This is a genomic window from Mycobacterium sp. NGS34 (assembly GCF_059812845.1).
On the sequence record NZ_JCALDM010000012.1, the window covers coordinates 80,788 to 93,091 of the forward strand.

7 protein-coding genes and 1 pseudogene are annotated in these 12,304 nt (G+C 69.9%); 4 read left to right on the forward strand and 4 right to left on the reverse strand.

The features are described 5' to 3' along the window. Positions 1–20: 20 nt before the first annotated feature. Both AC5Y7V_RS24395 and AC5Y7V_RS24400 read left to right on the forward strand, forming a co-directional pair. On the forward strand, positions 21–1,193 hold the full coding sequence (locus AC5Y7V_RS24395; RefSeq protein WP_499882606.1) for an NAD(P)-dependent malic enzyme: 1,173 nt from the start codon (positions 21–23) through the stop codon (positions 1,191–1,193). Then, positions 1,190–2,029 (forward strand): glycine betaine ABC transporter substrate-binding protein, encoded by an 840-nt coding sequence (locus AC5Y7V_RS24400; protein WP_499882607.1) that lies wholly within the window; start codon positions 1,190–1,192, stop codon positions 2,027–2,029. The genes AC5Y7V_RS24395 and AC5Y7V_RS24400 overlap by 4 nt, the downstream gene beginning before the upstream one ends. Before the next feature lie 48 nt (positions 2,030–2,077). Here AC5Y7V_RS24400 and AC5Y7V_RS24405 read toward each other — a convergent pair. Next, positions 2,078–3,227: pseudogene (locus tag AC5Y7V_RS24405) on the reverse strand (IS30 family transposase). Between the two features lie 338 nt (positions 3,228–3,565). Then, entirely contained in the window at positions 3,566–4,393 is an 828-nt protein-coding gene (locus AC5Y7V_RS24410) for an SDR family NAD(P)-dependent oxidoreductase (protein ID WP_499882608.1), read from the reverse strand. Positions 4,394–4,556: 163 nt separating this feature from the next. Here AC5Y7V_RS24410 and AC5Y7V_RS24415 point away from each other — a divergent pair, with 163 nt between their 5' ends. Both AC5Y7V_RS24415 and AC5Y7V_RS24420 read left to right on the forward strand, forming a co-directional pair. After that, complete coding sequence (locus AC5Y7V_RS24415; protein ID WP_499882609.1) at positions 4,557–5,774, forward strand: class I SAM-dependent methyltransferase; 1,218 nt, start codon at positions 4,557–4,559, stop codon at positions 5,772–5,774. Between the two features lie 76 nt (positions 5,775–5,850). After that, positions 5,851–7,578, forward strand: a complete 1,728-nt coding sequence (locus AC5Y7V_RS24420; protein WP_499882610.1) for a PE family protein — start codon at positions 5,851–5,853, stop codon at positions 7,576–7,578. Positions 7,579–7,657: 79 nt separating this feature from the next. On the opposite strand, the gene AC5Y7V_RS24425 is transcribed toward AC5Y7V_RS24420, so the two are convergent. Next, complete coding sequence (locus AC5Y7V_RS24425; protein ID WP_499882611.1) at positions 7,658–11,368, reverse strand: multifunctional oxoglutarate decarboxylase/oxoglutarate dehydrogenase thiamine pyrophosphate-binding subunit/dihydrolipoyllysine-residue succinyltransferase subunit; 3,711 nt, start codon at positions 11,366–11,368, stop codon at positions 7,658–7,660. Positions 11,369–11,520: 152 nt separating this feature from the next. Continuing rightward, on the reverse strand, positions 11,521–12,288 hold the full coding sequence (locus tag AC5Y7V_RS24430; RefSeq protein WP_499882612.1) for a hypothetical protein: 768 nt from the start codon (positions 12,286–12,288) through the stop codon (positions 11,521–11,523). Positions 12,289–12,304 lie beyond the last annotated feature (16 nt).

Genomic DNA, 12,304 nt, shown 5'->3' on the forward strand with positions numbered 1-12,304 from the left:
GTAGCCCTTACCCTGGTGCGATGCCCGAAACCGCGCACCCGCAGCTGGCCATCGGAGACGACGAGATCTTCGACGCGCACGTGGGCGGGAAGCTTTCGGTAGCGCTGAGCGCGCCGCTGGACACCCAGCGCGCGTTGTCGATCGCCTACACCCCGGGCGTGGCGCAGGTCAGCCGCGCCATCGCCGCGGACCGCACCCTGGCCGCCCGCTACACGTGGTCGAGCCGGCTGGTGGCCGTCGTCAGCGACGGCAGCGCGGTGCTCGGCCTGGGCGACATCGGGCCGGCGGCGTCGCTGCCGGTGATGGAGGGCAAGTGCGCCCTGTTCCAGGCGTACGGCGGGCTGAACGCGATCCCGATCGTGCTGGACACAAAGGACCCCGACGAGATCGTCGAAACGCTGGTGCGGCTGCGCCCGACGTTCGGCGCCGTCAACCTCGAGGACATCTCCGCGCCGCGCTGCTTCGAGATCGAACGGCGGGTCATCGAGGCGCTGGACTGCCCGGTGATGCACGACGACCAGCACGGCACCGCGATCGTCGTGCTGGCCGCGCTGATGGGCGCCAGCAAGCTGCTCGGCCGCGACATGTCCACGCTGCGGGTGGTGGTTTGCGGCGCCGGGGCCGCAGGCGTGGCGTGCACGAATCTCCTTCTGACGATGGGTGTTTCGGACATCACCGTGGTCGACTCGCGCGGCATCCTCTACACCGGGCGCGACGACATGAACGGCGTCAAGGTCGATCTCGCGCGGCGGACCAACCCCGACGGCCTGTCCGGCGGCCTGGTCGAGGCGCTCGAGGGCGCGGACGTGTTCCTCGGGCTGTCGGGCGGCGTCGTCCCCGAGGAGCTGGTCGCCACCATGGCGCCGGGCGGGATCGTGTTCGCGCTGTCCAACCCGGACCCGGAAATCCACCCCCAAATCGCGGCCAAGTACGCGGCGGTGGTGGCCACCGGCCGCAGCGACTTCCCCAACCAGATCAACAACGTGCTGGCGTTCCCCGGGGTGTTCCGCGGCGCGCTGGACGCCGGGGCCCGCCGCATCACCGAGAAGATGAGGGTGGCCGCCGCCGAGGCGATCTTCTCCGTCGTCAGCGACGACCTCGCGATCGACCGGATCGTCCCGAGCCCGCTGGACTCGCGGGTCGGGGAAGCGGTCGCCGCCGCCGTCGCGATCGCTGCCGACTCTTCCGTGTGAGCAGGCTGGCCGCCGCGCTGCTGGCCGCGCTGCTGGCGCTGGCGGGCTGCGGCGAGCGACGCCCGCCTCCCGAATTGGTGGTCGGATCGCAGTCGTCGCTGCTGGCCGCCGTCTACGCGGCGGCGCTGCGGTCCTACGGCTTCGCGGCCCGGCCCGAAACCGTCCCCGACCCCATGGCCAAGCTGGACTCGGGCGCGTTCACCGTCGTGCCCGCGTTCACCGGGCAGACGTTGCGGCTGCTGCAGCCCGGCGCGACTGCGATGTCCGACGCGCAGGTCTACCGCGCGATGATCGCCGCGCTGCCCGAGGGCGTGCTGGCCGGCGACTACACCACCGCCGCCGAGGACAAGCCCGTGCTGCTGGTCACGCGGGCCACCGCCAAGGCGTGGGGCGGCCACGACCTCACCGCGGACCTGAGCGCGCTGCCCGCGCATTGCGACGGGCTGGCCATCGGGGCGGTCACCGGGTTTACCGCGCCGGCGGCGGTGGGTTCCTGCCGGCTCCCGTTACCGCGCCAATTCCCTTCCGAGGCGGCGCTTTTCGACGCCGTGCGGGCCGGGCAGCCCACGGCGGGGTGGACCACCACCGCCGACCCCGCCAGCCCGGGCGACCTGGTCGCGCTGGCCGACGGCAAGCCCGCGCTGATCCAGGCCGAGAACGTGGTGCCGCTGTATCGGCGCAACGCACTCTCCGATCGGCAGCTGCTGGCGATCAACGAGGTGGCCGGCGTGCTGGACACCGCGGCGCTGGCCGACATGCGCCGGCAGGTGGCCGCCGGCGCCGACCCGCAGGCGGTCGCGGGCGGGTGGCTGGCCGAACACCCGCTGGGGCGGTAAGTGTTGGGCATCGAGTCTGCGCTCAGCGCGTGTTTTCGCCGCTTGGATTCAGGCGCTCGCTGCAACAAATGCGGATGGGTTTGAGAGTAGTCGGTCGAGTTCTTCGGCGGGGGTGCGCCAGTTGTGGCGTTTGCGGGGTCGGGCGTTGAGTTCGGCGGCGACGTTGTCGAGGATCCCGGGGCCGTGAAAGGACAGGTCGGTGCCTTTGGGGAAGTATTGGCGCAGCAACCCGTTGGTGTTCTCGCTGGTGCCGCGTTGCCAGGGGGTGTGGGGGTCGCAGAAGTAGATCGGTAGGCCGGTGGCTTGGGTGATCTGGGTGTGCAGGGCCATTTCCTTGCCTTGGTCCCAGGTCAGCGATTGACGCAAGATCTCGGGGATCTCGGGGATTTTGGCGGTGATCGCCTCGGCCAGGGTGGCCGCGGTGTGATCGCCGCGCAGGTGCAGCAGCACGACGAATCCGGTGGTTCGTTCCACTAGGACACCGATCGCGGTTTGCCCGTGAGCGCCCAGAATCAGGTCGCCTTCCCAGTGGCCTGGGATCGCGCGGTCCTTGGCCTCGACGGGGCGCTCGCTGATGTTGATCATGTCCTTGATCCGGCCGCGGCTATCGGTTGTCGTGCGGCCCTGCGGTTTTCGTTGTGTCCGGCCGGTGCGCAGCGCGGTCTTGACCAGCCGCGCCAGCTCCCCGCGGGGCTGGACATACATGGCCTGATAGATCGTCTCGTGTGACACCCACATCTCCGGATCATCGGGGAAGTCTTCGCGCAGCCGGCGGGCGATCTGCTCGGGACTGTGCCGCTTTTTCAAGCGTCGCACAACCTCATCGAGCAAGGGCGCCGTGCTGCTCGAGCTTGCGTGGTTTGGGGCGTTTGGCGTGGGCCTCGGCCACGTCTTGTCCGACCCGCGCACGATATCCCGACCCGGTGGCCCCGCGGCGAGCCTCGCGCACGATGGTCGATCGATGCCGCCCCAACACATCCGCCGCTTTAGCCTTCGAGCACCCGATCTCGAGCAGCTCCTCGAGCCGGCAGCGCTCGACGAACGACAGCGACTGGGTCAGCGGCACCGTATCGACGGCTTGATCAGGGCAAAACGATGTTCTGGGCACATACCCAGCCTGTTGAATCCAGCGCAGCGCGCTGTGTTCTGACACACCCGCGCTCACCGCCGCCTGCGTCGGGGTCAACCCCGACCGCAGTGCTTCCCAAAACGCCTTCTTGACCTGTTGCGAGTACTGCTGGCCGTGGTGCTTGGGGTTGGTCTGATACCCCGCCGCCCTAGCCCACTTGCGCCCCGTTGCACCCGACACCCCGGCCACCGTCGCGGCCGCCGTCGGAGACAACCCCGATCGCACCGCCCGCCAGAATTCCTCGGTCACCGACGCCTTCGACTCGACGTCTAGATGCACACCATGACCACGAAAACCACCCTGATAACCCACGCGGCAACACCCCTCTGAACAAACCAGGTGTTGCAGCGATCACTTGAGCCCAAGCCGGGATTGGGCGCGCTGAGCGCAGACTCGGCGGTTAGGGGTCAGGGCTTGGGCATCAGGCGGCCCATCACGGGGCCGAACAGCTGCTGGTAATACGGGCCTGCCACCCGGACCATCACGTCCAACAGCTTGGCGTCGGTGCCGACCAGCACCCGGGCCTTCTTCTTGCGGACCGCGTCCAGGATGACCTTGGCGGCGCGTTCCGGGCTGGTCCGGGCGAGCCGCTTGTCGAACAGCTTGGCCAGTTGCTCGGGGTCGAGCCCCTCGGCGGCGGTGGCGTTGCGCGCGATCGCGGTCTGGATGCCGCCCGGGTGCACGGTGGTCACCGCGACCGGGTGACGGGCCAGCGCCATTTCCTGCCGCAGCGCCTCGGTGAAGCCCCGCACGGCGAACTTGGCCGCGTTGTACGCCGCCTGCCCGGGCACCGAGAACAGCCCGAACACGCTGGAGACGTTGACGACGTGACCGTCGCCGGAGGCGATCAGGTGCGGCAGGAACGCCTTGGTGCCGTTCACGACGCCCCAGAAGTCGACGTCCATCACCCGCTCGATGTCCTTGAACTGGCTGACCTCGACGTCCCCGGTGAACGCGATGCCCGCGTTGTTATAGATCTGGTTGACCTTGCCGAAGTGCTCGGCGACCGCGTCCGCGTAGGCCAGGAAGGCCTCCCGCTCGGTGACGTTGAGCCGGTCCGCCTTGACCGGCGCGCCGATCGCCTTCAGCTTCTCCTCGGTCCGCGCCAGGCCCTCGGTGTCGACGTCGCTGATGGCCACCTTGGCGCCCGAGCGGGCCAGCTCGATCGCCAGCGCCTGCCCGATGCCCGAACCGGCGCCCGTGACCACGGCGACCTTCCCCGCGAATCCCTGCATGAGCACCCTCCTCGTATCGGCTCTCGTCGAGGCTAGACGGTACCCGGGGTTACGGGTTACCCCGGCCCCGCGCAGCCGATCGCCGATAACGCTGCCGCGCACCCGTGCATCTGGGATGCTCCCTACCAGCGATCCACGCCCCCGCAAGGAGCTTGCGCCCGAAATGACCGACGATCCGCGCGCCGATGTTGTCTCCCATCAATACCAGCGGTGGCGGTACCCACAACCCATCCAGGACCTCGACGCTTTACCCAGCGGCGTCTGGTACTGGTTCGACCCCGTCGACTTCCACCGGATCCTATGGCCCGACCGGGAATACAAGCGCGACCTCGACATCTTGATCGCCGGTTGCGGCACCAACCAGGCGGCGGTCTTCGCCTACAAGAACCCGGACGCAAAGGTGGTGGGGGTCGATATCAGCCGGCCGTCGCTGGACCATCAGCAATATCTGAAGGACAAGCACGGCCTGTGGAACCTGGACCTGCACCTGCTCCCGATCGAGGAATTGCCCACGCTCGGAAAGGATTTCGACCTCATCGTGTCGACCGGGGTGTTGCATCACATGGCCGACCCGCTGGTGGGTATGAAATCGCTCGGCGCGTGCCTGCGGCGTGACGGCGCAATCGGTTTGACGCTTTACGCGAAGTATGGCCGAGGAGGCGTCGAGCAGCTGCAATCGGCCTTTCGCGACCTTGGGCTGGGGCAGGACGAAGCGTCGGTGGACGTGGTCAAGGCGACGATCTCGGGGCTCTCCGCGGATCACAACGTCCAGAGCTATCTCAAAATCGAGGGCGACGAATTGCGGTACGACGGCGCGGTGGTGGACACGTTCCTGCACGGTCGCGACCGCAGTTACGACGTCGACGAGTGCCTCGACCTGGTCACCTCGGCCGGGCTGGACTTCCAGGGCTGGCTCGTCAATGCGCCGTATTACCCGCACGATTGGTTCAGTCCGGGAACCGCGGCCCACGAGATCGTGCACGCGCTGCCCGAGCGCAAGCTGTGGTCGGTGATGGAACGTCTGCACGTCTTCGGCGCCTGCCATTTTTTCCTGGCGTGCCGACCGGACCGGCCGAAAGACAGCTATGCCATTGACTTTTCGGCGGCCGGCGCTCTCGACTACGTTCCGTCGCTGCGGTTGCGGTGCGGCCTGTCGGGCGCCGACTTCGTCAAGCCCGGGGGGCGCCTGACCCTCAACGCCGCCCAATTGCCTTTTGTGCAGCACGTCGACGGCCGTCGCACCATCCGCGAGATCGCCGCGCGAGTGGGCGAGACCCAGCCGCGGCGCGGCGACGGTTCGAGCCTTGAGGACCTCGGCCGCAAGCTGTTTCAGTCGCTGTGGCGGCTCGATTTCGTTGCGATGGCGATCAAGACGGGTTAGAGCAAACGCCAGATACGTTGCGAGCGCGACGATACGATCTGCGGATACCTGATTTCCTCTGACCGGAAGGCCAGCGATGTCGTTCGTGGTGGCGGCGCCGGAGGCGCTGGTGGCGGCGGCCACGGATCTGGCGGGCATCGGTTCGGCGCTGGGCGAGGCGAACAGTGCCGCCGCGGCCATGACCACCGAGCTGTCGGCGGCCGGCGCCGATGAGGTGTCGGCGATCATCGCGTCGCTGTTCGGCGCGCACGCCCAGGCCTACCAGACCCTGAGCGCGCAGGCGGCGGCGTTCCATCAGCAGTTTGTGCAGGTGGTGCAGGCCGGCGCCGGCGCGTACGCCGGCGCGGAGGCCGCGAACGCCGGCCCACTGCAGGTCGTCGAGCAGGACCTGCTCGGGGTGGTGAACGCGCCCACCGAGGCGCTGCTGGGGCGCCCGCTCATCGGCGACGGAAGCAACGGGACGGCGGCGAGCCCGAACGGCGGGGCGGGCGGGCTGCTGTTCGGCAACGGCGGCACCGGCTTCAGCCAAACGGCCAACGGCGTGGCCGGCGGAAACGGCGGGGATGCCGGGTTGTTCGGCAACGGCGGCGCCGGCGGTGGCGGCGGCGCCGGCGCGAACGGCGGCCACGGCGGGGCCGGCGGCCTGCTCAATGGCAACGGCGGGACCGGCGGGCTGGGCGGGGCCGCCGCCGTCGGCGTCAACGGCGGCAACCCAGGGACCGGCGGGGCCGGCGGCAGCGCCGTGTTGTTCGGCAGCGGCGGGGCCGGCGGCCAGGGCGGCACGGGTCTGGCGGGGACAACGGCCGTCACGCCCGACAACGGCACTGCGGGCTCCGGCACCACCGGGTTGAACGCCGGAAACGTCGGCGGCCCGGGCGGCACCGGCGACAACGGGACGGTGGGCCAGGTCGGCGGCACCGGCGGCGCGGGCTTCGGCCCCAACGCCCTCCTCTCGAACGCCGACGCCCAGGGCGGCAATGGCGGCATCGGCGGCGTCGGCGGCAAGGGCCTCGACGCGACCGCCGGCGCGGGCGGCACCGGGGGCGCCGGTGGGATCGGCGGAAACGGCGGGCTGCTATTCGGTAGCGGCGGGGCCGGTGGGCAGGGCGGCGCCGGTGGCACCGGCGGGACCGGGGGCATCGCCGCGCACGGTGGCCTGGGCGGCAACGGCGGCACCGCCGCGACTTCCGGCAATCCCGACCTCAACTCCGTCGGCGGCGGCGGGGGTGCCGGCGGTCTCGGGGGCGCCGGGGGAACCGGGGGCACCGGCGGCACCGGCGGTGTCGGGGGTGACGGCGGCCGCGGCGGACTGCTGTTCGGCTCCGGCGGAGCCGCCGGCAGCGGCGGCGTCGGCGGCGTCGGCGGCACCGGCGGTGTGGGCGGCACCGGCGGCACGGGCGGCAACGGCGGCAACGCCTACGCGCTGAGCGTGGGTAACGAGTTCGGGATCGGCGGCAACGGGGCTGTCGGCGGCGACGGCGGCGTCGGCGGCACGGGCGGCCAGGGCGGCGCCGGCGGTGCGGCCGGCAAGGCGGGGGATGGCGGCCTGTTCGGCCCGGCGGGGTCCGGCGGCAGCGCGGGGGTGGGCGGCGCCGGGGGCACCGGCGGGGCCGGCGGCGTGGGTGGCGACGGCGGTTCCGGCGGGATCACCGACAAGCAACCCGGCGGGGGATCACCGATCGGTCCCTCGGGTAGCACCGGGGGGCAGGGCAGCGGCGGTGGCGGCGGCGCCGGGGGCACGGGCGGGTCGGGCTCGACCGCCGGCGCGACCGGAAACAACGGCGCGACGGGCACTGGTCCCTAAGCGCGAGCGTGCGCAAAATGCCGGCCAAAGCGGCGTGTCGCCGTACAGACACGCGCGCTCGTCGTCGAAAAGGCGAGCGTCAGCGGAATGCGGTGTCCAGGATCTCCTGCTGCTCGACGGCGTGCACCTTCGACGAACCCGACGACGGCGCCGACATGGCGCGGCGCGAGATGCGCTTGAGCCCGGTTAGCTTGTCCGGCAACAGTTCTGGCAGCTCCAGCCCGAAGCGTGGCCACGCACCCTGGTTGGCCGGCTCTTCCTGCACCCAGAAGAACTCCTCGGCCGCCGGGTAGCGGTCAAGCGTCTCGTTGAGCCGGCGCTTGGGCAGCGGGGCCAGCTGCTCGATCCGCACGATCGCGACGTCGTCGCGATTGTCCTTGGCCTTGCGCGCCACCAGCTCGTAGTAGATCTTCCCGCTGGTCAGCAGGATCCGCCGGACCGTGCTGCGGTCGCCGATGCCGTCCTCGTAGGTGGGTTCCTCGAGCACCGAGCGGAACTTGATCTCGGTGAAGTCGCGGACGTCGCTGACGGCGGCCTTGTTGCGCAGCATCGACTTCGGCGTGAACACGATCAGCGGGCGCTGGATGCCGTCCAGCGCGTGGCGGCGCAACAGGTGGAAGTAGTTGGACGGCGTCGAGGGCATCGCGATGGTCATCGACCCCTCCGCCCACAGCTGCAGGAAGCGTTCGATGCGCCCGGAAGTGTGGTCGGGGCCCTGCCCCTCGTGCCCGTGCGGCAGCAGCAGCACCACGTTCGACAGCTGGCCCCACTTGGCCTCGCCCGAGCTGATGAACTCGTCGATGATCGACTGCGCGCCGTTGACGAAGTCGCCGAACTGCGCCTCCCACAACACGAGCGCGTCCGGGTTGCCCACGGTGTAGCCGTACTCGAAGCCGACGGCGGCGTACTCAGACAGCGGCGAGTCGTACACCAGGAACTTGCCACCCGTCGGGGTGCCGTCGAGGTTGGTCGCCAGCAGCTGCAGCGGCGTGAACTCCTCGCCGGTGTTGCGGTCGATGATCACCGAATGCCGCTGGGAGAAGGTGCCGCGCCGGGTGTCCTGCCCGGACAGCCGCACCAGCTTGCCCTCCGACACCAGCGATCCCAGCGCCAGCAGCTCGCCGAACGCCCAGTCGATCTTGCCCTCGTAGGCCATCTCGCGGCGCTTTTCCAGCACCGGCTGCACGCGCGGGTGCGCGGTGAAACCGTCCGGCACGGAAAGGAAAGCGTCGCCGATGCGCGCCAGCAGCGACTTGTCCACCGCGGTGGCCAGCCCCGCGGGCACCGGCTGGTCGGCCTCCACGGACGAGCTGGGCTGCACGCCGTGCTTCTCCAGGTCGCGGACCTCGTTGAACACCCGCTCCAGCTGGCCCTGGTAGTCGCGCAGCGCGTCCTCGGCCTCCTTCAGCGAGATGTCGCCGCGGCCGATCAGGGCCTCGGTGTAGCTCTTGCGGGCGCCGCGCTTGGTGTCCACGACGTCGTACATGTACGGGTTGGTCATCGACGGGTCGTCGCCCTCGTTGTGGCCGCGGCGCCGGTAGCACAGCATGTCGATGATGACGTCCTTGTGGAACCGCTGCCGGAAGTCGACGGCCAGCTTGGCCACCCACACGCACGCCTCCGGGTCGTCGCCGTTGACGTGAAAGATGGGCGCCCCCACCATCTTTGCCACGTCGGTGCAGTATTCGCTGGAGCGCGAGTACTCCGGCGCGGTGGTGAAGCCGATCTGATTGTTGACGATGATGTGGATGGTGCCGCCGACGCGGTAGCCGGGCAGGTTCGCCAGGTTCAGCGTCTCGGCGACCACCCCTTGGCCGGCGAAGGCGGCGTCGCCGTGCATCATCATCGGCACCACGGAGAAGGCCTTCTCGTCGCCGTCGTCCTCGGCGCCATGGTTCAGCAGGTCTTGCTTGGCCCGCACCAGGCCCTCCAGCACCGGGTCGACGGCCTCCAGGTGGGACGGGTTGGCGGTCAGCGACACCTGAATGTCGTTGTCGCCGAACATCTGCAGGTACACGCCGGTGGCGCCCAGGTGGTACTTGACGTCGCCGGAGCCGTGCGCCTGCGACGGGTTGAGGTTGCCCTCGAACTCGGAGAAGATCTGCGAGTACGGCTTGCCGACGATGTTGGCCAGCACGTTGAGTCGGCCGCGGTGCGGCATCCCGATGACCACCTCGTCGAGGCCGTGCTCGGCGCACTGGTCGATGGCCGCGTCCATCATCGGGATCACGCTTTCCGCGCCTTCGAGCGAAAATCGTTTCTGCCCAACATATTTGGTCTGCAGGAACGTTTCGAAGGCCTCGGCGGCGTTCAGCTTGCTCAGGATGAACTTCTGTTCCGCCACGGTCGGTTTGACGTGCTTGGTCTCGACCCGCTCTTCGAGCCACCGCTGTTGTTCGGGCTCGAGGATGTGGGTGTACTCCACGCCGATGTGGCGGCAGTAGGCGTCGCGCAGCAGGCCCAGCACGTCGCGCAGCTTCTTGTATTCGCAGCCGGCGAAGCCGTTGACCTTGAAGATGCGGTCGAGGTCCCACAGCGTCAGGCCGTGGTTGAGGATCTCGAGGTCGGGGTGGCTGCGGAACCGGGTGCTGTCCAGGCGCAGCGGGTCGATGTCGGCCATCAGGTGCCCGCGGTTGCGGTAGGCCGCGATCAACTCCATCACCCGGGCGTTCTTGTCGACGATCGAGTCCGGGTTGTCGGTGCTCCAGCGCACCGGCAGGTACGGGTTGCCCAACTCGCGGAAGATCTCGTCCCAGAACGCATCCGAGAGCAGCATCTCGTGGATGGTGCGCAGGAAGTCGCCGGACTCCGCACCCTGGATGATGCGGTGGTCGTAGGTGGAGGTCAGGGTGATCAGCTTGCCGATGCCCAGCTCGGCGATGCGCTCCTCGCTGGCGCCCTGGAACTCGGCGGGGTACTCCATGGCGCCGACGCCGATGATGGCGCCCTGGCCCGCCATCAGCCGCGGCACCGAGTGCACGGTGCCGATGGTGCCCGGGTTGGTCAGCGAAATCGTCACGCCCGCAAAGTCTTCCGCGGTGAGCTTGCCGTCGCGGGCGCGGCGCACGATGTCCTCATACGCGGTGACGAACTGCGCGAACCGCAGTTCCTCGCAGCGCTTGATGCCCGCCACCACCAGGGAGCGCTTGCCGTCCTTGCCCTGCAGGTCGATGGCCAGGCCTAGATTGGTATGAGCCGGTGTGACGGCATTCGGCTTGCCGTCGACCTCGGCGTAGTGCCGGTTCATGTTCGGGAACTGCTTGATGGCCTGCACCAGCGCGTAGCCCAGCAAATGCGTGAAGGAGATCTTGCCGCCGCGGGTGCGCTTGAGCTGGTTGTTGATGACGATCCGGTTGTCGATGAGCAGCTTGGCCGGGACGGCGCGGACGCTGGTCGCCGTCGGCACGTCCAGCGACGCGGACATGTTCTTGACGACGGCGGCGGCCGCGCCGCGAAGCACCTGCACCTCGTCGCCCTCGGCCGGCGCGGGCGCGGCGGGCTTCGCCGGCGCCGGCGCCGGGGCCGCGGGTGCCTGCGCCGTCGGCGCCGGGGCGCCGTTGCCCGCGGTGGGTGCGGGCGGTGCCGGCTTGGTCTCGGCGGGCTTGGCCGCCGGGGCGGCGGCTTGCCCGTCGGATGGGGCCGCGGGGGCCGCATCCGTGGCGGGCTCGGGGTTGTAGTCGACCAGGAACTCGTGCCAGCTCGGGTCGACCGAGGAGGGGTCATCGCGGAACTTGCGGTACATCTCCTCGACCAGCCATTCGTTTTGCCCGAATGGTGAAATGTTGCTCACGGCCGCTGTTCGCCTCAATTCTTTTGTCCTGCAGGCGCGCTGTACGCGTTGTCGGCGGGCACCTCAGTCCCGCGACGGTGCGGGACGTTTTCGCCCCAATAAAGGCTAACCTTTCGCGAGCAATCCGCGAGAGGAACCGGGTCGGGCGGCCGTTAGCCGGCTTCGTGGATCGGCGGCAGCAGCCGCAGCGTGCTCGGCCAGCGCGAGGGCGGGAAGCCGAACGCGTGGCGGGCGTTGCTGACGATCTTCTTGCCAACAATTCGGTTGCCGGCGCCGCCGACCACGGCGCCGATGCCGACGGGCAGCGCCTTGCCGAACATCAGGGCGCCCTTGCGCAGGGTGTAGCGCTTGACGAAATAGCCGAGCATCCGGGTGTTCAGCCGCGACAGCGTCGGCAACGGCAGCGAGGCCATGCCCTCGGCCAGCCAGCCCCCGTTGGTGCGGCCGGGCCCGATCAGCTCGCCGATGGCGCGCTGGCTGTCGTCGCCGACCAGGGCGGCAAGGACCAGCGCGCGGCGCCGCTCGCGGTGGTCGGCCGGGATGTTGTAGACGACGGCCTTGGCCAGCACGAACAGGGCGGTGGCCTCGATGAAGAAGACGGTTTCCCCCGCGCCGGCCGACACCGCCGTCAGCGTGCCGACCCCGGGAAACGTCGCGGCCGAGCCGACGGCGGCGCCGCTGGCCGTCAGCGCCGCCAGGAAGCGCTTCTCCAGCTTGGCGTCGATTTCGGCGGGGCCGGCGGCCGGGTGTGCGCGGCGCAGCCTCGACACGTAGGCCTCGGCGGCGGGCCCGTGTACCCGGGTGCTCCGCTCGATGACCTGCGCCAATGCGCGCGCCGACGCCTTCGGTCGGCCGCCCTGGCCGGCCGCCGCCTGTTCCGGCGTTGACATGCGTGACGCTCTGTTCCGTCGGGCCCGCATCCTGCCTCGCTTCCAC